This window comes from Streptomyces sp. FIT100, assembly GCF_024584805.1.
In the GTDB taxonomy this organism is placed as follows: Bacteria; Actinomycetota; Actinomycetes; order Streptomycetales; family Streptomycetaceae; genus Streptomyces.
Genome location: NZ_CP075715.1, coordinates 3,313,065 through 3,336,751, shown reverse-complemented (window position 1 = coordinate 3,336,751; position 23,687 = coordinate 3,313,065). Strand labels below are relative to the sequence as shown.

At 70.7% G+C, this 23,687-nt stretch carries 22 protein-coding genes; 8 read left to right on the top strand and 14 right to left on the bottom strand.

Features of this window, described 5'->3' with window-relative positions:
* Positions 1–42: 42 nt before the first annotated feature.
* From KK483_RS14570 to KK483_RS14550, 5 genes are all read right to left on the bottom strand, one after another.
* Positions 43–477, bottom strand: a complete 435-nt coding sequence (locus KK483_RS14570; protein ID WP_262005656.1) for a hypothetical protein — start codon at positions 475–477, stop codon at positions 43–45.
* Between the two features lie 23 nt (positions 478–500).
* Positions 501–869, bottom strand: a complete 369-nt coding sequence (locus KK483_RS14565; RefSeq protein WP_262005655.1) for a DUF4279 domain-containing protein — start codon at positions 867–869, stop codon at positions 501–503.
* Positions 870–958: 89 nt separating this feature from the next.
* Entirely contained in the window at positions 959–2,620 is a 1,662-nt protein-coding gene (locus KK483_RS14560; RefSeq protein WP_262005654.1) for a putative T7SS-secreted protein, read from the bottom strand.
* Positions 2,620–3,168: a hypothetical protein gene (locus KK483_RS14555; RefSeq protein ID WP_262005653.1), complete on the bottom strand. Its 549-nt coding sequence runs from the start codon at positions 3,166–3,168 to the stop codon at positions 2,620–2,622. Before KK483_RS14555 ends, KK483_RS14560 begins: the two co-directional genes overlap by 1 nt.
* A complete protein-coding gene (locus tag KK483_RS14550; RefSeq protein ID WP_262005652.1) occupies positions 3,165–3,569 on the bottom strand; it encodes a hypothetical protein in 405 nt (134 codons plus the stop codon). The genes KK483_RS14555 and KK483_RS14550 overlap by 4 nt, the downstream gene beginning before the upstream one ends.
* Positions 3,570–3,736: 167 nt before the next feature.
* Between KK483_RS14550 and KK483_RS14545 the strand changes: the two genes are divergently transcribed.
* Positions 3,737–6,328, top strand: coding sequence for a bifunctional FO biosynthesis protein CofGH (locus KK483_RS14545; protein ID WP_262005651.1), 2,592 nt, complete (start codon positions 3,737–3,739; stop codon positions 6,326–6,328).
* Positions 6,329–6,347: 19 nt separating this feature from the next.
* On the opposite strand, the gene KK483_RS14540 is transcribed toward KK483_RS14545, so the two are convergent.
* Positions 6,348–7,136, bottom strand: coding sequence for a hypothetical protein (locus tag KK483_RS14540; protein ID WP_262005650.1), 789 nt, complete (start codon positions 7,134–7,136; stop codon positions 6,348–6,350).
* Between the two features lie 49 nt (positions 7,137–7,185).
* Positions 7,186–8,292, bottom strand: a complete 1,107-nt coding sequence (locus KK483_RS14535) for a tyrosine-protein phosphatase (RefSeq protein WP_262005649.1) — start codon at positions 8,290–8,292, stop codon at positions 7,186–7,188.
* 181 nt (positions 8,293–8,473) lie between these two features.
* Between KK483_RS14535 and KK483_RS14530 the strand changes: the two genes are divergently transcribed.
* On the top strand, positions 8,474–9,598 hold the full coding sequence (locus KK483_RS14530; RefSeq protein ID WP_262005648.1) for an ADP-ribosylglycohydrolase family protein: 1,125 nt from the start codon (positions 8,474–8,476) through the stop codon (positions 9,596–9,598).
* A gap of 88 nt (positions 9,599–9,686) precedes the next feature.
* On the opposite strand, the gene KK483_RS14525 is transcribed toward KK483_RS14530, so the two are convergent.
* Together KK483_RS14525 and KK483_RS14520 are read right to left on the bottom strand one after the other, a co-directional pair.
* Positions 9,687–11,264 carry a sodium:solute symporter family protein gene (locus KK483_RS14525; protein WP_262005647.1) on the bottom strand — a complete coding sequence of 526 codons (1,578 nt, stop codon included), beginning with the start codon at positions 11,262–11,264 and terminating at the stop codon, positions 9,687–9,689.
* Positions 11,265–11,471: 207 nt separating this feature from the next.
* Entirely contained in the window at positions 11,472–12,254 is a 783-nt protein-coding gene (locus KK483_RS14520; protein WP_262005646.1) for an SDR family oxidoreductase, read from the bottom strand.
* Between the two features lie 81 nt (positions 12,255–12,335).
* On the opposite strand from KK483_RS14520, the gene KK483_RS14515 reads away from it, so the two are divergent.
* Positions 12,336–13,163: a hypothetical protein gene (locus tag KK483_RS14515; RefSeq protein WP_262005645.1), complete on the top strand. Its 828-nt coding sequence runs from the start codon at positions 12,336–12,338 to the stop codon at positions 13,161–13,163.
* Positions 13,164–13,306: 143 nt separating this feature from the next.
* Here the strand turns inward: KK483_RS14515 and KK483_RS14510 are convergent, their stop codons facing one another.
* From KK483_RS14510 to KK483_RS14500, 3 genes are all read right to left on the bottom strand, one after another.
* Positions 13,307–13,507, bottom strand: coding sequence for a DUF397 domain-containing protein (locus KK483_RS14510; protein ID WP_262005644.1), 201 nt, complete (start codon positions 13,505–13,507; stop codon positions 13,307–13,309).
* 186 nt (positions 13,508–13,693) lie between these two features.
* Positions 13,694–14,551, bottom strand: a complete 858-nt coding sequence (locus KK483_RS14505; RefSeq protein ID WP_262005643.1) for a helix-turn-helix transcriptional regulator — start codon at positions 14,549–14,551, stop codon at positions 13,694–13,696.
* Between the two features lie 275 nt (positions 14,552–14,826).
* Entirely contained in the window at positions 14,827–15,555 is a 729-nt protein-coding gene (locus KK483_RS14500) for a GPP34 family phosphoprotein (RefSeq protein WP_262005642.1), read from the bottom strand.
* Positions 15,556–15,747: 192 nt separating this feature from the next.
* On the opposite strand from KK483_RS14500, the gene KK483_RS14495 reads away from it, so the two are divergent.
* The 3 genes from KK483_RS14495 to KK483_RS14485 all read left to right on the top strand — a co-directional run bounded on the left by KK483_RS14495 (position 15,748) and on the right by KK483_RS14485 (position 21,065).
* Positions 15,748–18,144, top strand: coding sequence for a D-alanyl-D-alanine carboxypeptidase family protein (locus tag KK483_RS14495; RefSeq protein WP_262005641.1), 2,397 nt, complete (start codon positions 15,748–15,750; stop codon positions 18,142–18,144).
* A gap of 277 nt (positions 18,145–18,421) precedes the next feature.
* Positions 18,422–20,140: an MFS transporter gene (locus KK483_RS14490; protein ID WP_262009494.1), complete on the top strand. Its 1,719-nt coding sequence runs from the start codon at positions 18,422–18,424 to the stop codon at positions 20,138–20,140.
* 118 nt (positions 20,141–20,258) lie between these two features.
* On the top strand, positions 20,259–21,065 hold the full coding sequence (locus tag KK483_RS14485; protein WP_262005640.1) for an adhesin: 807 nt from the start codon (positions 20,259–20,261) through the stop codon (positions 21,063–21,065).
* Positions 21,066–21,093: 28 nt separating this feature from the next.
* Here the strand turns inward: KK483_RS14485 and KK483_RS14480 are convergent, their stop codons facing one another.
* Positions 21,094–22,056 (bottom strand): hypothetical protein, encoded by a 963-nt coding sequence (locus KK483_RS14480; RefSeq protein WP_262005639.1) that lies wholly within the window; start codon positions 22,054–22,056, stop codon positions 21,094–21,096.
* A gap of 285 nt (positions 22,057–22,341) precedes the next feature.
* A complete protein-coding gene (locus KK483_RS14475) occupies positions 22,342–22,620 on the bottom strand; it encodes a hypothetical protein (protein ID WP_262005638.1) in 279 nt (92 codons plus the stop codon).
* On the opposite strand from KK483_RS14475, the gene KK483_RS14470 reads away from it, so the two are divergent.
* Positions 22,582–22,917: a hypothetical protein gene (locus tag KK483_RS14470; protein ID WP_262005637.1), complete on the top strand. Its 336-nt coding sequence runs from the start codon at positions 22,582–22,584 to the stop codon at positions 22,915–22,917. The genes KK483_RS14475 and KK483_RS14470 overlap by 39 nt on opposite strands.
* A gap of 158 nt (positions 22,918–23,075) precedes the next feature.
* Positions 23,076–23,654: a TetR/AcrR family transcriptional regulator gene (locus tag KK483_RS14465; RefSeq protein ID WP_262005636.1), complete on the top strand. Its 579-nt coding sequence runs from the start codon at positions 23,076–23,078 to the stop codon at positions 23,652–23,654.
* Positions 23,655–23,687 lie beyond the last annotated feature (33 nt).

Genomic DNA, 23,687 nt, shown 5'->3' with positions numbered 1-23,687 from the left:
AGGCCGCTGGTGTGTACAGGCGCTTTGTGCGAAGGAACCGAGTCAGTCGAGCCAGCTGAGCGGATCTTCATCGTGCGTTCCCGACGCTGTGAGGGTAGTGAATGAAACAGGGAGACCAAGCCTCGCCAGTTGTCCGACTGCGTTAGGGGAGACATTCAATTCATTCCCCGTCTCGACTGTTCCCGAGACAGCTACTTGAACCGCGTACCCGGCATCATGAAGCTTCCGAAGCCCGTCCATTCGCGGGGAAATCTGCTGGACCAGTGCGACTGCTTGCCCCTCAAGGCCTCCGGGGAACCTCTCGTCGAATGTGTACGCCCACCATTCGGATCCGAAAGCAATGAAGGCTCCGGTGCTGTCGGCTGGGGAATCAGCGAGCCCCAGAGTCTGGCTGACGAAGGCGGCGTCTACTTTTTCTCGAGTCACTGCCAGCGATGTGGTGACTGAAGTCCATGAGTTCTTCTCGATAGTATGCACAGAAGGCTCCTTTGGGGAGGGAATCACCGTTCGCTGAGGCTTGGCCTGAGTGTGAGCGGTACGCCAAGGCGGGAAATTCTGGCCATCCCTGCGGCCGGGATCGAGAGTTGTGAGTCGTTATCGGCGTAACCTCTGACCACCAGCGTGACCTCGAAACCTTCCGATCTGAGCATGGCCAGGATCTGGGCGCACCCTTCCGCTGCTTTGAGGATCACGTCGAGCTGCTCGGAGAAGATCCTTGTCGTTCGTTCGTCGCACTGAAGGCGCCATTGCCCATCCGTGTCGCCAGGAGGGCCCCATCGATCAGGTCCTGGGGCTCGGGTCGCGGAAGGCTCGATTCCCAGGCGCTGCGTGATCGCCTCGGGGTCGAGATCCGACTTCTTGATGATCAAGGCGACGTCCGTCAGAGTCCAGGATCCGTCGAATCCACGTTCCCCTGCCATGTCTCAGTTCTCCCATAGGTCCGACTTCTCGGTGTAAACTACTTGAATTCTCGGCAAGCTGCCCAGTGGATGTTCCCCATTCCTTCCTTCAGGAGTTCGCCGAGCATGGTTCGCTGGGCGACTGTGGTGGAATTCTCGTATACGGTGAAGCCTCCTTGGCCCTTCGCTTCAGGCGGGGCGAGGGTGTAGTTGGGTATTCGGTCTCCGGGGCCAAAGGTTTCCACAGCAGGACCTGGATAGGATCCTCCTTCCACGGCAACGCCATTGAGGCCGGGGATTCGCTCGCCATGCGCTACGTAGAAGGATACGGAGGTCCCCGGCGGTACGGTCACCTCACCTGCTCCGCCTTCGATGTATCCGTGTCCTGCAAGTACCGTCTCGCCGTCCGGGCGACCTCCTTTGAGGACACGACTCGCGTAATAACGACCATCGTCGTCCGGCCATTGGCGTGCCAGCACCTCTGGCTTGCTCTCGACAACAGCCCTTTTCACTTCATCGAACGACGGGAGCTGTTCGCCGGACCCCCTGCTCGCCAAATTGTCGAACTCATCGGCTGCGGCGCCCCCCTTGGGCCCTAACCCGGGCGGTTTGACGTCGTCCGCGTACTTCGCCGCCGTCGCCGCCTTCTTCAGCGCCCCCATGCCCTTGCTGCCGACCAGCTCCGGGATGAGTTTGCCGATGCCCTCGGAGGGGTCCTTCATGAACTCGTCGACCATCGTCCTGGCCGTGCCGACGGGGTTGTTCACCGCCGTCACCAGGCCCGCCGCGGTCGAGTTGAGGTTCATGGCGAACTCGGCCGGGTGCGTCAGGTTGTACGGGTCCAGCGGGTTCACGGAGCGGACGAAGTTCGCGAAGCCCGCCGTGCCCTTGACCACGCCACCGACCAGGTGGTTCGCGTCGATGGCCATGGCCACGAAGCCGTCCTCGGCCTGCTCCGCGTACGAGGGCTTCGGCGGGGCCATGTCGCGGGCGGCGCGCACCGCCGAGCGGGCCGTCTCCGCCGCCTCGTTGCGCTGGCGGCGTGCCTCGTCCAGCTTGTCCTGGGCCGCGTTCGCCTTGGCCGTGCCGGGATCCGTGAAACCGGACGGACGCGGCGGAAGGGTGTCCTTCCTCGCCTCCACCGCCGTGTTGTACTCGTCCACGCGTGCGTTGTACGCGGCACGTGCGTCCTGCGAGAGCTTCCTCGCCGCGTCGTACTCGGCGATGGCGTCCCTGGCCTGGCCCTGCGCCCACTCCACCGTCTCCGCGAAACGGCTCACCGCGCCGGCCGCCTTCTCGAAGGCGTCCGCGGCCTTGAACCACTTCGGCGGCTGCGTCGCCGACGCCTCCCGGAAGGCGCTCGACGCCTCACCCCGGAAACCGTCCGCGTCCACACCCCTCAGGCCCTCGCCGACCTTGTCGAACGCGGACTGGAGCTTCTCCAGGTGCGTGACCGTCGAGCGCAGCGTGCTCACGCTGCCGTGGACGAGCTTCTTCGGGTCCTCGCTCTGGCCCAGCTCCAGCTCGGCCACGTCCGCGCCCAGGTAGTTCGCGGCCGAGCGGCTCTTGTCGCGGATCCAGTCGGCGCCGCCGTCCCAGCCCGCCTCCTCGGCCAGGTCCGCGGTCTTGTCGCCGAGCCACTCGACACCGTCGCCGACGCCCTCGACGACGTCCTCCGCCTTGTCCTCGACGACGTCCGGTACGAAGTCACGCCAGCCCATCAGTCATCGCCCCCGTCGGCCAGGTCCTTCAAGGAGCCGATCCACCCCTCGCTGCCGAGCTTGTCGCCCGTGTCCGACCAGGTCCCATCCATGTCCTGGTCCGCCTTGCGGAACGACTCCCCGGAGTAGTCCGGCTGGTAGACGTCGGCCGAGAAGACCTCACCCCACGCCTTTTTCTCGATGTCGCCCTCGTTCGCGTGCGGATTGCCGTACACCGCGTTCGCCCCGACCTTGAAAGCGCCCTGGAGGTACTGGTCCTCCTCCCACAGCGCTCCGGCCGCGATGCCCGTCTGCGCGGCCAGCACACCCGCGTCCTGGACCAGCCCGCGCACCCCCCACTCCCAGCGCTCGCAGAAGTCCTCGAAATCACCCGCGAGCCCGGAATGCCCCGACTCCATACCGGTCATCGACAACTCGCCGAACCCGGCCCCCATCGACGCGCCACCCGCCGTGCCGATCTCCCGCAGCTCCGCCACCGCGCCCCGCAGACCCTCGGTGATCTTCCTGATCGCCGCCGGATCGACCTCGAGGTCCTTGTCCCCGCTCACCGGGCACCCCCGGCGAGGCCGGCCCCCGGATCGACCGCGACCGCCTCCGGCACGATCCCCGGCACCGGCGGGAACAGCATCGAAGCGTCCTCGTCCGCGACATCGACCGCCACCCCCGTCGGGCCGTCGAGCGAAGGAATCACCGCGTCCAGCAAACGCGCGCCGAGGATCGACACGTACTCCCACTCCGCGTCACCCGCCGCACCCCGCGCACCGAGGAACCGCGCCAGCGCACCCTCGTCCGTGAACGCGTACAGCCAGCGGACCCCGCCGCTCTCCGCCGACATCAGCCCACCACCGGCCACCGGTGCCAGCACCACCGCACGCCGGAAGTCGCCCAGCAGCCGCCCCGGATCACCGCGCCCCTCGCGCACTGCCGCAATCTCCGCGGTCAAATCCATGCCGGCAGCCCCCCCGTTCACCACACGCCCACACGCCGACGTCCACCGTATGGCAACCGGCGTCGGCGTTTGCAAGCGGATACACCGTGACCCGCAGGTCGGAGGGGACCTGCGCCCTGGCTCGTATGCAGGGCGTGAACGCCCGCCTCCGCTCGTATGCTCGCTGCATGACCGATGACCAGCCCGCAGCCCCGACCGCCCGCCCCACCGCCAACGCCATGCGCCGCGCCCTCAAGCGAGCCCGCGACGGTGTCGCGCTCGACGTGGCCGAGGCCGCCGTGCTGCTGCAGGCGCGCGGGGCGGATCTGGACGACCTGTGCGCGTCGGCCGCGCGGGTGCGGGACGCCGGGCTGGAGGCCGCCGGCCGGGCAGGGGTCATCACGTACTCGAAGAGCGTGTTCGTCCCGCTCACCCGGCTGTGCCGGGACAAGTGCCACTACTGCACCTTCGCCACCGTGCCGGGCAGGCTCCGCCGTTCCGGGCACGGGATGTTCATGTCGCCGGACGAGGTGCTGGACGTCGCCCGTCGCGGGGCGGAACTGGGCTGCAAGGAAGCGCTCATCACGCTCGGGGACAAGCCCGAGGACCGGTGGCCCGAGGCGCGGGAGTGGCTCGACGCGCACGGGTACGACGACACGATCGCGTACGTACGAGCCATGGCGATCCGCATCCTGGAGGAGACCGGGCTGCTGCCGCACCTCAACCCCGGGGTGATGAGCTGGACCGACTTCCAGCGGCTCAAGCCCGTCGCCCCCTCCATGGGCATGATGCTGGAGACCACGGCGACCCGCCTGTGGTCCGAGCCCGGAGGGCCGCATTACGGATCGCCGGACAAGGAGCCGGCGGTGCGGCTGCGCGTGCTGGAGGACGCCGGGCGCAGCTCGGTGCCGTTCACCAGCGGGCTGCTGATCGGCATCGGGGAGACGTACGAGGAGCGGGCGGACTCGCTGTTCGCGCTGCGCCGGATCGCCCGTGCCTACCACGGCATCCAGGAGCTGATCATCCAGAACTTCCGCGCCAAGCCGGACACGGCCATGCGCGGCATGCCGGACGCCGAGCTGGACGACCTGGTCGCGACGGTCGCCGTGGCCCGCCACATCATCGGCCCGGCCGGCTGCCTCCAGGCGCCGCCGAACCTCGTCGACGGCGAGTACCGGCGGCTGATCGACGCAGGGATCGACGACTGGGGCGGGGTCTCGCCGCTCACCATCGACCACGTCAACCCCGAGCGGCCCTGGCCCGGGATCGAGCGGCTCGCCGAGCAGTCCGCAGCGGCCGGCTTCGAGCTGCGCGAACGGCTCTGCGTGTACCCGGAGTTCGTCCAGCGCGGCGAGCCCTGGCTGGATCCGCGGCTGCTGCCGCACGTGCGGGCGCTGGCCGACCCGGACACCGGCCTCGCGGACGAGGACGCCAGGCCCGCAGGACTGCCGTGGCAGGAGCCCGACGAGGGCTTCACCGCAGGCGGCCGGACCGATCTGCACCGCACCATCGACACCGACGGCAGGACCTCCGACCGCCGCGAGGACTTCGACCACGTCTACGGCGACTGGGAGGCGCTCCGCGAGGCCGCCGCGCCCGGCATGGTGCCGTCCCGTATCGACACGGACGTACGCGCCGCCCTGGCCACCGCCGCCGACGACCCGACGAGGCTCGGCGACGACGAGGCCCTCGCCCTCCTCCACGCGGACGGGCCCGCGCTCGACGCGCTCTGCCGGATCGCCGACGATCTGCGGCGCGACGTCGTCGGCGACGAGGTGACGTACATCGTCACCCGCAACATCAACTTCACCAACGTCTGCTACACCGGCTGCCGTTTCTGCGCCTTCGCCCAGCGCCGCACCGACGCCGACGCCTACACGCTCTCCCTCGACCAGGTCGCCGACCGGGCGGCACAGGCGTGGGACGTCGGCGCCGTCGAGGTCTGCATGCAGGGCGGCATCCACCCGGACCTGCCGGGCACGGCCTACTTCGACATCGCGCGCGCCGTGAAGCAGCGCGTCCCGGACATGCATGTGCACGCCTTCTCGCCGATGGAGGTCGTCAACGGGGCGAGCCGCACCGGGATGTCGATCCGCGAGTGGCTCACGGCCGCGAAGGAGGCCGGGCTCGACTCCATCCCGGGCACCGCCGCCGAGATCCTCGACGACGAGGTCCGCTGGGTGCTGACGAAGGGCAAACTGCCCACGGCCACCTGGATCGAGGTCGTCACCACCGCCCACGAGCTGGGCATCCGCTCCTCGTCCACGATGATGTACGGGCACGTGGACCAGCCGCGGCACTGGCTCGGGCACTTGCGGACCCTGGCCCGGATCCAGCAGGAGACCGGCGGGTTCACCGAGTTCGTGACCCTGCCCTTCATCCACACCAACGCACCGGTCTATCTGGCCGGCATCGCCCGCCCCGGCCCGAGCGCCCGCGACAACCGGGCGGTGACCGCGATGGCGCGGCTGCTCCTCCACCCCCACATCACCAACATCCAGACCAGCTGGGTGAAGCTGGGCGCGGAAGGCGCCGCCGAGATGCTCCGCTCGGGGGCGAACGACCTGGGCGGCACGCTGATGGAGGAGACCATCTCCCGGATGGCCGGCTCCGGTTACGGCTCGTACCGCTCCATCCGCGACCTGGTCGCGATCGCGGAGGCGGCGGGAAGGCCGGCACGGCCCCGTACGACGACATACGGGGAGGTCCCGCCCGAGCGCGTCGCCGCGGGGCTCGCGTCGGACGGGCACCTCCCCGAGCTGCTGCCGGTGCTGGAGTAGCGCACCGGGGGCCGGCAGGTCAGCCGTTGGGGTAGGCCGCGGTGATCAGCTTCTTCTGGAGCATCGTCCACTGGGCCATCATGTCGGTGACCAGGTACAGATCGCGCCGGCGCGTCCAGGGCTGCCCCGACTCGGGGTCGTACGTCCCCGGCATCGCGAAGCCGCGCGGGGCGTATGCCGTCATGCCCCGGTCCCGCGTCGTCAGCACACAGCGCTTGACGTGGTCGCGGAAACCGATCACGCCCGCGGTGCCGATCCCGCCGGGCAGCTGCTTGCGGGCCTCCACGACCTGCGCGGCGACCCCGTCGGTGCTGAGGTAGGTGATCGTGCCGTCCGGCGCGATCACCGGCTCGATCGAGACCACCCGGTCCATGCCGTACTTGGAGTCGAGGAAACGCGCGATCTCCCACTGGGCGTAGACCGGGATGTCCCGCTTCGCACGGACCCGGGCGACGGTGTCGGCCAGCTCCTCGTTGACCGGACCCGGCTCGTACAGGACCTTGGACGGGTCCCCGCCGCCGGCCGGTGCGCGGTTCCCGAACCCGTACGCGACGATGAAGTCGAGCTTCTCCAGGGGCGCCGTCTCCGGGTGCCAGTCGAAGCCGATGTCCTGGAGGTACGGGACGAGGGTGCGGGCGGTCTGCCGGTCGTCGAGCTCCTCCGACAGGGCCGCGAGCATGGTGCGCAGGAGCGCGGCGTCCCCGCCGGGGACGGCGCCCGGGTGGTGGGTGGCGGCGGTCGCGGTGCCCGCGGTCGCCAGGCCGGCGGTCGCGGCTGCGAGGGCGGCGGCGAAGTGGCGTCGCTGCATGGGTGTTTCAGCCTTTCTGGGCGGTACGGATGCCTGCGGGGTGCCGGTCTCAGCCGACCAGCAGGTCCTTGCGCAGCTCCCGCAGCTCCCGGGCGTCGATGCCGAGCGCCTTGTCCAGGTAGCGGTTGAAGGAGCCGTACTCGTCCTGGACCTCGTCGAAACCGGAGTTCAGGTACTCGGGCCGCACGTCGAGCAGCGGCTTGTAGACTTCCGCCTGCTCGGCCGGCATATGGGCGAGGATCGCCTCGTTGGCGGCGCGGCGGTAGGCGTTGCTGGCGAGGTAGTCGGCCATGACCGTCTCGCGCGGGATGCCGAGCGCGGTCAGCAGGGCGGCGTTCGACCAGCCGGTGCGGTCCTTGCCCGCGGTGCAGTGGAAGACGACGGCGTGCTTGTCGTCGTCGGCGATGCCGCCGAGGACGGAGGTGTACGCGGCCTTCGCGGACTCGCCGCTGACCATGACCTTCTCGCCGTCCACCATCATCTTCACCGCCTCCGCCTCGGTCGTCGGCATGGCGCCGAAGACGGGGGAGTCCCCGATGACGTCGGCGACGACGTGCGTGGCGCCGGCCGGGACCTTGTCCGGCGCGGCGGTGCGCTCGGACGCCATGCGCAGGTCGAAGACCGTACGGATGCCGAGCCGCGCCAGCTTGGCCAGGTCACCGGCGGTCAGCTTCTCCAACGAGTCCGAGCGGTAGACCTCGCCCATCCTCACCCACTGGCCGTTGCGGGTGCGGTAGCCGCCCGCGTCACGGAAGTTGACCGTGCCCTCCAGCTTGACGAGGCGGTCGGCGAGGCGCAGTGAGCCGCCGCGCTCGGGGACGAGGTCGAACCACTGGCGGTCGGCCGCCGGCAGCCCGCGCACGACGACCGAGTCGCGGCCGTCGCCGTGCGCCACGGTCCTGCCGCCCGCGCGGACGCCGACCCTGCGGACTCCGGGGGCGTTCCAGCTGACGGTGTACGAGCCGTCGTCGCCCGCCGTCACGGTGGCGGCGACGAACGGGACCTCCGTGCGGGACTGGCCGTGGTGGGCGGGGGAGTGGTGCGGGTGGGCCGCGGCGGCACCGGGCGCGACCAGTCCGGTGAGCAGCGCGGCGGCGGCGACCGCGGCGCAGGTGGCGGGGGCCTTCACTGAAGTGACACGAGTAAGAAGGGTCATGGAACGGATCCAATGGGTTCCGCACGGCCCATCCGGAAATCCGTCATGAACAGCGATCGAATCCGGCCTGAAGGACGCCCGGTCGTCGGCGTGTCCCGAACCGCCCCGGCAGGATTCCGCCCGTGAGGCGATCTCTCGCGTTCGATTACAGTGCTGCGCACAAGTGAGGAGGGGACGCCGCGTGACCACAGCGACCAGCGCAGCCTCAGCCGTCTGGGGCCGAGCCGAGCAGCAGGACTTCCGCGCCCGGGTACGCGGCTGTCTGCTCGGTGCCGCCATCGGGGACGCGCTCGGCGCCGGCGTCGCGGAGCTGACCCTCGACGAGATCCGCACCGGCCACGGAACCGACGGCGTCGGCGACTACGTACCCGCCTACGGCCGCCGCGGCGCCGTCACCGCCGCCACCCAGCTGACCCTCTTCACCGTCGACGGCCTCATACGCGCCCAGGTGCGCCGCGACACCGGGGCCTGGCACCCGCCCACCGACGTGCACCGCGCCCATCTGCGCTGGGCCGCGACCCAGCGCGACTGGGGCCCCGACGAACGCCGCAAGGACAACGGCTGGCTCGCCCGCGAGGAGTGGCTCTACGCCCGCCGCGACCCCGACAGGGCCAGCCTCACCGGCCTCGGGGACGAGACCCTCGGCACCCTCGACAAGCCCAAGAACCCCACTGCCCGCGACGCCGGAGCCCTGGTCCGCTCGGCACCCTTCGGACTGCTGGTGGGCTGGGAGCCGCAACTCGTCTGCCAGCTCGCCGTGGAGTGCGCGACCCAGACCCACGGACATCCCACCGCGTATCTCTCGGCCGGCGCCTTCGCCGTGATCGTGCACGGACTGGCCCGCGGCGAGACCGTCGACGGCTCGGTCCAGCGCGCCCTCGCCCTCCTCGCCCCGCGCCCCGGCCACCTGCCCGTCACCGACGCCCTGAAGCAGGCCCTCGGCGCCGTACGGCAGGGCATCCCCGGCCCGGCCCGCGTCGCCGCCCTGGGCGACCCGGAGCACGCCGAGGAGGCCCTCGCCGTCGCCGTCTACGCCACCCTCGTCAGCGAGGACGCCCGCCACGGCCTGCGCCTCGCCGTCAACCACGACGGCGCCTCCCACATCACCGGCACCCTCTGCGGCGCGCTCCTCGGCGCGCTGCACGGCGAGACGGCGCTGCCGCCCGCCTGGCTCGCGGAGCTGGAGGGCCGCTCCACGATCCTCGAACTCGCCGACGACTTCGCCATGGAGATGACCCAGGGCCCCGCCCTCCACGGCCCGGCCGTCTCCGGCGAGGGCTGGCTCCAGCGCTACCCGCGCGGCTGACGGCCGTACGGACCGCGGACGAGGGGCCCGGCACCCCCGTGAGGTGCCGGGCCCCTCGGGCCGGGCGAGGACCGCCGGAGCGGGGACCTCAGCCGTCCGCGCCCTCCCGGACCGGAGGCACCGCCGCCGGACCCGCCGGGGCCGGGACGGCGGCCGTCGCCGCGCCGTCGTCCCCGTCGCCGTTGATCTGCGCGAGGACCGCGTCCCGCTCCGGGGTGTCCTCGGGCTTGACGAAGCCGACCAGGACGTACACGACCAGCGAGATCGCCAGCGGCACCGAGACCTTGTACTGGAGCGGCGTACCGCCCTCGATGCTCCAGCTGATCGGGTAGTTGACCAGCCAGAAGGCGAGCAGGCCGAGCGCCCAGCTGCTGAGCGCCGCGGTCGGCCCGGACTTACGGAACGACTTCAGCAGACCCAGCATGAACGGGATCGCGATCGGTCCCATCAGACCGGCGACCCAGGTGATCACGACCGTGATGATGTTCTTGAACGTCGGCGAGTTGACCTGGGTGGCGATGGCCATCGACAGACCGAGGAAGGCGACCGTGGTCCAGCGCGCGGCGTAAAGACCCGCTCGCTCGGTCCACGTCCGGGCCTTCTTCGAGAGCACCGGCATGATGTCGCGGGTGAAGACGGCGGCGATGGCGTTGGCGTCCGAGGAGCACATGGCCATCGTGTGCGAGAAGAAGCCGACGATGACCAGGCCGAGAAGGCCGTGCGGCAGCAGCTGCTCGGTCATCAGCGCGTAGGAGTCCGAGGCGTCCGCCTTCTGCGTCTCGACGAGCAGCGGCGCGCACCACATCGGGAAGAAGAGGACCAGCGGCCAGACGAACCACAGGATGGCCGAGAGGCGGGCGGAGCGGGTCGCCTCCGTGGGGCTGGAGGTGGCCATGTAGCGCTGCGCCTGGTTCCACATCCCGCCGTTGTATTCAAACGTCTTGATGAAGAGGAACGCGAGCAGGAACGTCACCGTGTACGGGCCGGCCGTGGGCGCGCCGTGGCCCTGGAGCTCGGGCTTGTCCCAGATGGTCCAGAGGGTGGAGAAGCCGTCCAGCTCGGCCATGACCGCGATGAGCATGGCGATACCGGCGAAGAACTGGATGATGAACTGGCCCATTTCGGTCAGTGCGTCGGCCCAGAGTCCACCGACCGTGCAGTAGATGCCGGTGATGACACCGGTGATGAGGATGCCCTGGTTCAGGGAGATCCCGGTGAAGACCGACAGCAGGGTGGCGATCGCGGCCCACTTGGCGCCGACGTCCACGATCTTCAGCAGCACGCCCGACCAGGCCAGGGCCTGCTGGGTCTTCAGGTTGTAGCGGTTCTTGAGGTACTCGAGCGGCGAGGCGACATGCAGCCGCGAGCGCAGCCGGTTCAGCCGCGGTGCGAAGAGTTTGGCGCCGATGAAGATGCCGATGGCGATGGGGAGGGACCATGTGACGAAGGACGTGACGCCGTAGGTGTAGGCGATGCCCGCGTACCCCGTGAACATCACCGCGCTGTAGCCGGACATGTGGTGCGAGATGCCCGACAGCCACCATGGCATCTTGCCGCCGGCGGTGAAGAAGTCGCTGACGTTGTCCACACGCTTGTGGGACCAGATGCCGATGGCGACCATCACGCCGAAGTAGCCGATGAGCACGGTCCAGTCGAGACTGTTCATGTCCTGTCCCCCTCCAGGGGTCCGCCTTGTGAACGCCGTTCATGGTGTGGCCATGCGACTGGCCGCGACAACGCGTTGAAAGGTCAAGGGGAAGTAAAATCGTTCGATTCATTGACCTCTGTTCATATCCATGACTGAGAAGGGGCGCAAAGAGGGCCGCACCGGGCGGACTTCGCCCGTGCGGCCCAGGAGGGGCGGGGAGTGCGGCTACCGCATCAGCTCGCCCGCGTTGACGAGGAGCGACTGCCCCGTGATCGACCGCGCCCGGTCGGATGCGAGGAAGGCCACCGCGTCCGCCACGTCCCCGTCCGTGGCGAGTTCGGGCAGCGCCATCCGCTCGGTCAGCCGGCCGAGCACCTCGGGCTCCGGTACGCCCTCGGTGTGCGCCGTGAACTGGACGTACGCCTCGACCGGCGGACCCCACATCCAGCCCGGCAGCACGGTGTTGACCCGGATCCGGTGGGGGCCGAGCTCGCGCGCCAGGGAGTACATCGCCGAGGTGAGCGCCCCCTTGGAGGCCGCGTACGCCGCCTGGCGGACCTGGGAGGGTGCGGCCACCGACGACTGGGTGCCGATGACGACGACGGAACCGCCGCGCTCCTTGAGCGCCGGGAGGCAGGCGCGGGTCATCCGCAGGGTGCCCAGCAGGTTGACGTCGACGACCCGCTGCCAGGTGGCGAAGTCGGCGTCCTCCAGGCCGCCGAAGTAGCTGTCCCAGGCCGCGACATGGACGACCGCGTCGATCCCCCCGAAGCGCTCCACGGCCAGGGCCGCGAGCGCCTCGCACTGGGTCTCGTCGGTGATGTCGGTGGACCGGTGGGCGGTGTGCGCGCCCTCGGGGTCCAGCTCGGCGGCGGTCTTGGCGAGGTTCGCCTCGGTGCGCGCGCCGAGGACGGCGTTGCCGCCGTCCCGTACGACGGTCGCGGCGACCTGGTGCCCGAGCCCGGCGCCGACGCCGGACACGATGACGGTCTTCCCTTGCAGCAGCATCTGTGCGGCTCCCGGCTCTGGTCATCCATCTGACGGAGCGTCAGAGTAGGTCCGTCGGACGGAGGAAGGAAGGGGAGCGTCGTGAGCGAGGACACCCTGTCGGAGGTGTACGCGGATCTGGCGGCCGTGGGCCCGTACGGAGTCCACCCCGGCCATGCCCTGATCACCATGGTCGAGCCGCAGCCGGGCCATGAGTACGCGTACAACCGCTGGTACGAGGACGACCACTACTACGCGGGCGCGATGGCGATGCCCTGGATGTACGCGGGGCGGCGCTGGGTGGCGACCCGGGAGCTGCAACTGCTGCGTTATCCGGAGAAGTCCGCCATCGCCCAGCCGGTGACCGCCGGGTGCTACATCTCCACATACTGGATCACCGAGGGGCGCTACGACGACCACATGAAGTGGACCGTCGGCATCAACAAGCGGCTCAACCGCGACGGCCGCGTCTACCACGACCGTACGCACGTCTTCACGGCCTTCCAGGACCATGCCGCGACCGTCTACCGGGACGGCGCCGCGGGCCCGCGCGACTATCACGCGCTCGACCATCCCTACGCCGGTCTGGTGGTGGAGGTGATCGACGCGGACGGGCCGGAGCGGCGGACGGAGCTGCTGGAGTGGCTGCGGTCGCGGTCGCTGCCGAAGCGGCTCGCGGGCTCTCCGGCCGCGATGGTGACGGTCTTCCGGCCGACGCCGCTGCCGCTCGACCGGATGTCGTACGTGAAGCAGGTGGAGGGTGTCGACACGCGGCTCACCCTGCTCTGGTTCCTGGACCAGGACCCCCGCGCCTGCTGGGAGGAGCACTTCGCGGACCTGGACGCGGGGGAGCTGGGGCGGGTGGAGCTGGTGGCGCCGTTCATTCCCACGGTGCCGGGGACGGACCGCTACGTGGACCAGCTGCGCTGAACGGGTGCCTCAGGGCCTGTCGGAAAACGCCGAGCCCCCTCGGCCGGGACGGCGGACCAGTCGAGAGGGCTCTTTTCGTTGCCGAACGGTGTGAGTACGGTCGAGCGACGATGGGTTGAGGAGGTGAGGCGTGGGTCCGGTGCCTAGAGGGAACCGTTGCCCACCTCGTGCACGAACGCGTTCCACGATGCGGGGACGAAGGTGAGGTTGGGGCCGGCGGGGACTTTGGAGTCGCGTACGGCGACGGCCTGCTCGACAGGGGACTTGACCTCGACACAAGCGCCGTTTCCGCCGGAGTACGAGGACTTGGTCCACGTGTCCAGGGCGCCCTTTTGAATAGCCATGTGAATCTCCGGTTCAGGTTGGCCGTTGCCGCCGACGTTCTTGACGGCGTGATCACGACGCTACTTGGCGGCCCCTGTTTCTGAGAACGGCCGTTCACCCGACCGGATGGCATATTCCGCACTGGGCTTCCGGGAACCGGTTGCCACGGTGTACCGTGCCCGCCCCGCAACTTCGTTACCCGGACGTCACCTTGCGTACCCCTTGGCGATGTCCTCGATGAACTCGCGGGTCTGGTCCGCGTTGAGCGCCTGGGCGCGCAAGTGCTCGTACATCACGGTGTATTTGTGGACGTCGTTCGCCTTCTCCAGATAAAGGTCGCTGGTGACGCCCTCGATGTAGACGACGCTCGAGTCCGACGCGTCGGGGAATTCGAGCACGGCGTAATGCCCGGTGATGCCCGGGTGCGCACCCATGTCGAACGGCAGCACCTGGACCGTGACATGCGGCAGCTGCGACTGCTCGACGAGGAACTCCAACTGCTCGCGCATCAGCTGCCGGTTGCCCACCACCCGGCGCAGGGCCGCCTCGTCGACCACCGCCCACAGCCGCAGCGGGTTGTCGGGTGTCTGGATGCGCTCCTGCCGGCGCAACCGGACCTGGACGCGCTTCTCGACGTCGCTGACCGGCGACTCGGGCAGCGCGCCGGTGATGAGGGCCTCCGCGTACGTCCGGGTCTGGAGCAGACCCGGCACGATCTGCGGCTCGTACACCCGCAGGCTCGCGGCGTCGGTCTCCAGGCCGATGTAGACGCTGTAGGGGATGTCGCCGAAGGCGTGCCACCAGCCCTGCTGGCGGGAGTCCTTGGCCATCTGCATCAGGGAGTCGACGACCCGGTGGTCCTCGACCTCGTACACCCCGCAGAGGTCGCGGACGTCGCGCTGGCTGATCGACCGCCGGCCGTTCTCCAGCCGGCTGATCTTCGACTGGGAGACGAGAAGGCGCTCCGCCACCTCCTCCGCGGTCATGCCCTTGAGCTCGCGGAGCCGACGCAGCTCCTGGCCCAAGCGGCGGCGCCTGACGGTGGGGTTGACACTGGACGCCACGGAAACTGCACCTCCGGCTGCGGGATCCTGCTTCTCGCACGGCTTTGTCGCTGTGCGTGTCTACGTTTCAGCAGACTGCCACCAATGGTGCGGCCTGCGCTGGAAAATGACGACACGCATGACAAGGCGAGCGCGCGGGGTAGTCTCGACGACTGCCCCGCGCGCTCGGTGCGGCTCCCGAACCGGGTCTTGTACGCCTGGTGTTGCACGTGGTGCTGCTGTTGCTGTTCTGCGCTGGTGCACAGGGTGGTGCTGGTGGTGGTGCGTGGTGGTGCTCAGTGCACGGCGGCGCGGGCCATGCTTCCGCCGCGCGGCTGCACCGGTACGGCGCCCGCCGACGGACGGCCGCCCGCGGCCGGGTTATTGCGGCGCGGCTGTGCGGCCACACCGTTCTGGACGTCCATCACGGCGTGCGCCACGAGACCGCCCATGGGGTCGTGCCTGATCAGATCCCGGAGCCGGGAGCGCGACGAGCGCCCCTCGTTGCCGGGGTACAGATGCTTGCCGAGACCGACCGCGTGGGCCAGCGCGGCGAGCGCCGCGGTCCGCGGGTCCGGCGGTACGCCGGTGCGGATCGCACTGTCCAGCCGGGCCCTGATCTCCCGGCTGATCGCCGTGTCCGTCGCCTGGTAGCGAGTCGTCGGCAGCACCCCGCACATCTGGCCCGCCACGGCATGCACCATGCCGCACCGCTCCAGATGCGAGAGGTAGGTCTGGCGCAACCCCAGCCGGGGCCCGCCGATCCAGTGGACGGCCCGTACCGGACTGCCGCGCCTGCGCAGCAGTTCCAGTGCGGAGTCCAGAGTCGGATCTCCTGTCGGCCGTGGCATCACCACGGCGATACGATCCCCGTCAGGGGCTATCCGTCCTGCCAGAGCCAGCTCCACTAGCTGCGCTCCCGCCAGGCCGAGGTCGAGCGACTGCGGCTGCGCTGTGGTACCCGTTGCCGGGTCCAGAGCGAGCAGCAGAAGCTCCTCCGGAAGTGTTCTGCGGCTCCTGCCCATCCATGCCTCCCCGCGTGGATGAATGACAGGGTGACGCCTCTCACATTGGTCTGTCGAGAGCGCCTGTGTGCTTCGTACGGGAACCGGCAGGTATGTCGTTCTCGTCTAGCACGGGGGCCAAGCGCTCACACAGGACACTGGTAGATGGTTCGGACAGCGCGTTTCGCGGCGCGTAGGCATGGAGGAGGCACGGTGGCGGGCGAGTCCCCCGACAAGTCGGAGCAGCGGAAGTCGTCGGGGGAGACGACTCCGGGCGAACGCGATCCGAGGCTTGCCGTCTTCCGCGGGGCGGAGGCGCGCGTCGAGTCGCGGGTCGAGGAGCGGGGTGACGACCGGGCCGACGACCGGGTCGACCAGCCGACGGCGGTGTTCACGACCGTGCCGTCCCCTGCCGAGGCGGGCGACGAGGCTGCGGACGAGGCCGACGAGGCTCCGGAGGGTGCGGACGAGGCCCCCGGCGCCCCGGAGGCCGGAGAGGCGCCGGACGAGGCCGCGGAGGCCGCCTCGGACGGCGACGACGCCCGGCTGCGGGCGGCGGTCGCGGCATGGGTGTCCAGGGCGGAGCGGGCGGAAGCGGAGGACGACGACCCCGAGGGCGCCGACGAATCGGACAACGATGCCGAGGCGGGCCCGGAGGACGCGGAGGACGCGGGAACGGGTGCCGACGCCGTCGAGCCGGAGGCTGCCGACGCCGACGCCGACGCCGACGCCGACGCCGACGCCGACGCCGACGCGGAAGCCGAGGATGCCGCCGACGCCGAGGACGACGAGGCGCCGGGCGCGGATCACGGTGACGACTCCGACGAGCCCGAAGCCGACGGTGCCGAGGCCACCGCGGAAGCCGAGGCCACCGAGACCACCGCCGACGCGGACACCGCCGACGACTCCGTACAGCCGGAAGCCGACGCCGTGACCGCCGAGGACGACGACTCCGACGACGACTCCGACGACGGCTCCGAAGGCGACTCCGAAGGCGGTCCGTCCGAGGACGACGCGCCGGTCGACCAGCCCACCGCGGTGTTCAAGAAGCTGCCGCGCCCGGCCGTGGACCAGCCCACCACCGCGCTCAAGATCACGCCGCCGCCCGCGAAGTCCGCCGGGGGCTCGGAGCCCGCGCCCAAGCCGGAGTCCGAGGCCGAGCGCACCAGCAAGTTCGTGGCGCTGCGCCGCGACGACGTGGTCACGCCCGCGCGGCCCGTGCGGCCCGCGGCCCCCAAGGCGCCCGCCGTCGCCACTCCCGCCACTCCCGCCGGCCCCGCGTCGCTCACGGAGCCCGAGCGGACCAGGCAGCAGCCGCTGCCGCCCAAGCCCCCGCTCGACCTGCTCGCCGAGCTGACGAACACGCCTCCGCCGGCCCAGACCCCGGTCCGCACGGTCGTGCGGCGGATCAAGATCTGGACGCCGCTCGTCGGGCTGCTCCTGGTCGTCTTCGCGGTCGTACAGCTCGTACGCCCGCTCCCGGAGCCCGTCCTCACGCTGACCGCCAAGTCCGATTACACGTTCGACGGCGCCGGGGCCGAACTGCCCTGGCCCGTCGAGGGCCAGTCGGCGGTCGACGTGGAGGGCGTCGGCAGCCTCGGCACCCACGGTGCCCAGGAGCCCGCCCCGATCGCGAGCGTGGCGAAGACGATGACCGCGTACGTGATCCTCAAGAACCACCCGATCAAGGGCAAGGAGACCGGCCCGCAGATCGAGGTCGACCAGAAGGCGGACGACGAGTCCAAGGCCGCCGACGAGTCGACGGCCCCCATTCGCAAGGGCCAGAAGTTCACCGAGAAGCAGATGCTGCAACTGCTGATGATCCCGTCCGGGAACAACGCGGCGCGGCTGCTCGCCCGCTGGGACTCCGACTCCGAAGCCGCGTTCGTCGAGAAGATGAACGCCGCGGCCGAGGAACTCGGCATGGCCGACACGACGTACACGGACCCGAGCGGTCTGGAGAAGACCACCGTCTCCACCGCAACCGACCAGCTGAAGCTGGCCAAGGCGGTCATGCAGTACGACGTGTTCCGGGAGATCGTCGACACCCCCGACATCGCGATCGAGGGCATCGACCAGAAGATCTACAACAACAACAACATCCTGCTGAACCCCGGTGTCAGCGGCATCAAGACCGGCTCCTCGACCCCGGCCGGCGGCAACCTCCTCTGGTCCGCCAACACCGAGGTCGACGGCAAGGTCCGCCGCATCTACGGCGCCGTCTTCGGCATCCAGCGCGGGGCCACCGTCGACGCCAAGCTCCAGGCGTCCCTCCAGGACAGCCTCAAGCTGATCAAGGCGGCGCAGTCCGCCGTCACCTCGGCGACCGTCGTCAAGAAGGGCGACGTCGTCGGGTACGTGGACGACGGCCTCGGCGGCCGCTACCCGGTTGTCGCGACCAAGGACGTGAAGGCTCTCGGCTGGCCGGGCCTCAAGGTCGATCTGACGATCAGCGCGGGCAAGGCCCCGATCCCGCACACCGCGAAGGCCGGCACGGTCGTCGGCGAGGTCTCGGTCGGCAGCGGCACCGGCAAGGCGTCGTCGCCCATCGCGCTCCAGGGCGACCTGGTCGAGCCCGGCTTCGGCGCGAAGCTGACCCGCATCGCCTGACCCGTCGGACCCGTCAGACCCGTCGAAACCCGGCGCCCGCGGCCGCGGTACGGAGCACCACTCCGTACCGGGGCCGCGGCCTTGTCGTCCCCGAACGCCCCTGAGAACGCCCGTGCTAGCGTCCGGGCAACGTGACATCCCCGTGACGCGTCCCTGTACGTACGGGGACGGGACCGCGTCCGCGGGAACGGAACGGACGGGAAGAGCCGAAGTGATCACCGCTGAGCCGCCGCCGGCGTACGCCGACCACGAGGTCGACGCGTACGTCCACGACAGCCTGCGGCAGCGCACCCGCCGCGCCCTGAGTCACCCGGTCGCCGCGGCCACGCTCCTCGCCGGAGTCGCCCACGTCGTCTGGTTCTTCGCCTTCGCGAACAGCGGCGGCGATCTGGCCGCCCAGGACGCCTGGGCCGAGTTCGTCGGACGGCACCCCGACTCCGCGTACAACCTCGCCTGGTACGGCGGGATGCACCCCGTCTCGTACAGCGTGGTGTCCCCGTACCTCATGTCCGTCCTCGGCGTGCGGACGACGATGATGATCGTCGGCACACTGTCCGCAGCGCTGACCGCGCTGGTCCTCACCCGCATCCGGGCCGTCCGCAATCCGATGGCATGCGCACTCGCCGGGGTGTTCGCGTTCCTGTGCAACGCGCTGTCCGGCCGGGTCACGTTCGGGCTCGGGATGCTCTTCGCGCTGGGGGCGGTCGCGGCCGTCTTCTGCTGGCCCTACCGCTGGCGCAGGAAGCGGTGGGCGAAGGCGGCCGCCGCCGCGCCGCTCGCGGGCCTCGCCACCGCGTCGAGCCCGGTCGCCGGGCTGTTCCTCGGGGTCGTCGCGGCGGCGCTGTTCCTCAACAAGCGGCGCCCCGGGGCGTACGCGCTGGGGCTCGCGCCGGTCGCGGTCGTGGCGCTGTCGGCATGGCTGTTCCCGTTCGCGGGGACGCAGCCGATGTCGCTCGGGACGACGTCGCTGCCGCTCCTCTTCGGAGCCCTCGTCCTCGTCCTCGTACCGAAGGAATGGCGGACGGTCCGCACCGGGGCCGCGGTGTACGCCGCCGGGACCCTCCTCACCTTCCTCGTCGACTCGCAGATCGGCTCGAACGTCTCGCGGCTCGCGATGCTGTTCGCCGGCGTGGTGCTGCTGGCGGCGCTGCCGTACACCGTGCCGGGCACGTTCAAGTGGGGCGCGGTCCTCGTCGCCTTCCTCGGGCTCAACGGCTGGATCGGCTTCAAGAGCGTCGACGACATCGTCCGTACGGCACCGGCCGCGTCCTGGACCCGCGAACTCGCCCCGCTCGTGAACGAACTCCAGGTGGTCGGTGCGGAGAAGGGGCGCGTCGAGGTCGTCCCCGCCAGCAGCCACCGCGAGGCATCCGCGCTCGCTCCGTACGTCAACCTCGCGCGCGGCTGGAACCGGCAGGCCGACATGGAGCGCAACCCGCTCTTCTACGACGACACCCTCAACGCCGGCAACTACCGCGAGTGGCTCGACCGCTGGGCGGTGCACTACGTCGTGCTGCCGAGCGGCAGGCCGGACTCGGGCGCCGACCGGGAGGCCGAGCTGGTCGAGGACGGACTGCCGTATCTCGAGCGGGTCTGGTCGGACGCGAACTGGCAGCTCTTCGCCGTCCGGGACCCGATGCCGCTGGCCGACCCGCCGGCGACGGTGGACCGGGCGGGCGCGGGGGAGCTGAGGATCGACGTGCGCGCGGCGGGCCGGGTGCTGATCCGCATCCCGTACTCGCCGTGGCTCGGCCTCGTCGACGAGCAGGGGCGCAGCGTGGAGCAGCCGCGGGAGACGGAGGCGTCGAAGCTGCGGGAGGACGACGACACATCGCCCAGGACGTACGTCAACGTGGCCGGCTGCCTGCTGAAGGCGGAGGAGGACGCGGAGGGCGACGAGTGGACCGAGCTCCTCGCCCCGCGCCCGGGTGTGTACCGGCTGGCGGCGCCGTATCAGCTGCCGCGGGGTACGCCGTGCCCGGAGGAACTGCGCTGAACCCGGCGGCGCGTCGTGGTCTCGGTGTTCGCCCCTCGTGACGGCTGGGGTTGCTGCATAGTGAGCTGGTATGGCGTGCGAACGTTGCGGCAGTGAAAGGCGAGGCCCGCTGCCGGGTATGAACTGCTCCGACTGCGGATACGTGGTGCGGGGCAGCAGCCTGGGCGGTTCCGCCGGCTCATGGATCGCGCGGGAGACGCTCGCGGGCCGTGTCTCGACGCTGTCCAGGGCCCGCAAGAGCCTGCTGGCCGGCGGAGTCGTGGTCGTCCTGGGCTGCTTCGTCGCCGCCGTCGCGCTGCTCACCGGCTCGGACGCCGACAGCGAGGCCCGGGCCGACGACGACATCGCGGGCAGGGGCATACCGACGCGGGTCGGCCCGACGTCGCTGCCCGATCCGGACGCCAGCGGCGAGGGCTTCGAGGAGTGGGCGGGCCCGGGCTGTCCTACGGGCCGCTACCACGAGAGGGGGCGCTTCGAGAACGGCCGCGCCGCCTGGTACACCGTCCCCTCCGGCGGCCGGCGCGAGGGCGGCTGCGACGGCAGCTTCTCGGCCGTCCCCATGTCCGGCAGCCCCGACCACGACCGGGGCTCCACGGCGACCTGGGTCTGGGACCTCGACGCGCGCTACGCGCAGTGCTCCCTCGCGGTCTTCGTCCCGCGCACCACCCACGCCACCGACACGGCCGGCGACCCCACCGTCTACCGCGTCCTCGCCGACCCGGACGACCCCGGCTCCGCGTACACCGCCTTCGGCGTCCGCCAGACCGTCCACCGCGGCGAGCTGGTCCCCGTCGGCAGCTACCCGGTCAAGGGCGGTGCGACGTTCGCCGTGCAGCTGGTCGACCGCGGGCGCGACTGGGGGAGGGCGGCGCGGGTGGGGGCGCATCACGCGGCGGCACAGATGCTGCTGGTGTGCCGGGCCTGAGCGCCCCCTGCCACGCGACGCGCGGACGTCAGCCGATGCAGTCGGGGACGGTGCCTGCCGGGGCGCAGTTGTCCGGGTGGTTCTGGCGGACCTTGGTCTTGTTCAGCGTCACCGAGCCGCCCTGCTCGAAGATGCCGCCACCGCTGCCGAGCCCGGCGCCCGCGGTGTTCCGCTCCACTTCGGAGCGGATCAGCGTCGTGGTCCCGGCGTTGTTGAAGAGGCCGCCGCCGCGTTGCGTGGCGCCGTTGCGGAACACCTTGGAGTCGGCGAGCGCCACCGTGTTGCCGTCGTTGTGGATGCCGCCGCCTTCGACCGCGATGTTGTGGCGCACGGTGGAGCGGGACAGCGTCACCGTGCCGTTGCTGTTGAAGATGCCTCCGCCGCGTTCCGTCGCGGTGTTGTGCCTCACCGTGGAGCGGATCACGTTCACCGTGGCCGTGAAGGCGTCGGCGGGGTTGCTGTCGTTGTTCGCGATGCCGCCGCCCGACCCGGCGGTGTTGTGACGCACCGTGGAGTCGCTCAGGGTCACGTTGCCGTTGTTGTTGAGGATGCCGCCGCCGAGCCCTGCCGGGTCCGTGGCGTTGCCGGCGCCGTTGGTGATGGTCAGCTTCTTCAGCAGGACCAGGGAGCCACCTCCGTTGACGGTGACGGCCGGCCCCTCGAAGTTCCCGTCGAGGACCGCGTGCTTGTCGCCGATCAGGGACAGGCTCTTGTCGATGGTGAAGGGCCCGATGCAGGTCCCTCTCACCTTCAGCTCCGACTTCGTGATGGCACTGTCGATCGCCCGCTGCAGGGCGGTGGGATTGCGGGTGCAGTCCACCACGATCGCTCCGGTCTTCGGCCCGGCCTTCGGTGCGGTCTTCGGCCCGGCCGGGTCCGCCCCCGCCGTCCCGACCGCCCCAGCCGTCACCACAACCGTCGCCGCCGCTGTCACCGCCGTCGCCGTCGACGCCCACCGGCGCCGCACCGTCCGGGCTGCTCGCTCGAGCATCCAGCCACTCCCGTCTCTGTACGGGGGCACGCCCGACGGTCCTGCCCCGCTCTCGCTTCTCCCGCACGGGCACAGTGAGCGCCCGCGCTCTCCACTCACCGCTGCCCCGCCCGACCCCCGACGCGCCGGAGCGGACGGCAGCTTCCCCCGAACGGCCCGGGAAAATGACCGGTACGGCCGATGGGCGGCGGGGCGGCGGGGCGGGGCGGGCGCGGCGGACGGGGCGGCCTGGCCGGCCGTGCGGCGCCGGGCGTGCGGCCGTTCCCGAGTCGGTCGTGGCTCCCTCTACCGGCCGTCTCCGGGACCCGTTGCGCGCGTGATCCCCGCGGTCGCGGTCGCCGTCGCCGCACGGTCCGCGCGGGCGCGGTGAACGGCGACCACTGCCTGGAACTGCCCGCGTGCCTCGCCGATACGGCCCGTCGCCACGTAGGCGCGGCCCAGGCGGCTGCGGATGTCCATCTCCTGCCAGTCGTAGCCGGGTTCGGGGATCGGGGACAGCAACTGGTGCTGGAGCAGGGCCTGGTGATGGAGGCCGTACGCGCCGTCCTCGCCGTCCTTGCCCACGCCCGCTACGGCGACGTCCTCTTCGCCCTGGAACAGCGAGCCGACTCCGGCACCACGTACACCGCCGAGGTGCCCGGCACCCACGCCACCCGGCTCACCGCGCTCGCCGAACCCGCAGGCATCACCCGCCTCGCCAACGGCAGGATCCGCCTCACCGCCCCCGCCCTCGCGTATCTGCGCGGCCTCCCGGAACGCCTCGGCTGCCGCGTGGACGACGAGAACCGGCTCCGGCTCGCGGGCGAGCCGTACCGGCTGATCCGCGAGCCGGGCCCGGCGCACCGGCGAGGCATGCCCTGAGGGCCGCCTGAAAACTCACGCGGCCGTCAGCGGGGCCGCAGCAGCAGGATTCGAGCACTGCGACACCCCGCCCGCCTCGGTGGCCCGACGTCGGAGCAGCTGTCTCGGCGATGTCGTCATGCCGTCATGTCGTAACGAGTGGTAGGTACAGTGAGGGAATGAGCAAGAAGGAGGCGCTGACCCGGGCTGCAGGCGAGCTGCTGTGGGAGCGCGGGTACACGGGCACGAGCCCGGCCATGATCCTGGAGCGCGCCGGGGCCGGCCAGGGGAGCATGTATCACCACTTCTCCGGCAAGGCGGAGCTGGCGGTCGCGGCCATGGCGCAGATGAGCGATCAGCTGCGCTCCCGTACGGAGGAGGCGCTGGCCGGGGACGGGTCGGCAGTCGCCCGCATCAACGCCTTCCTGGACCTCGAACGGGACCCGCTCGCCGGCTGTCGCATGGGGCGACTGGTGCAGGACTTCGAGGTGGTTGCCGACGACGACCTGCGCGCGACCACGGCGGACTTCTTCACCTGGCTCGGTGAGCGACTGTCCGCGGTGCTGGCGGAGGGCGTGCGGGCAGGAGAGTTCAGGCCCGGCACCGACCCGGACGCGATGGCGTCACTGATCATGGCGACGGTGCAGGGCGGTTACGTCCTGGCCCGCGCCCATCAGGACCCTGCGGCGTTTCGCCGGGCGGTCGACGGTGCGAAGCAGGTCGTGGCGGGCCTCGTGGCCGACTCCGGTAGGGGCTGACGGGCCGTCACAGCCGTGATCTCCGGAGCTGCC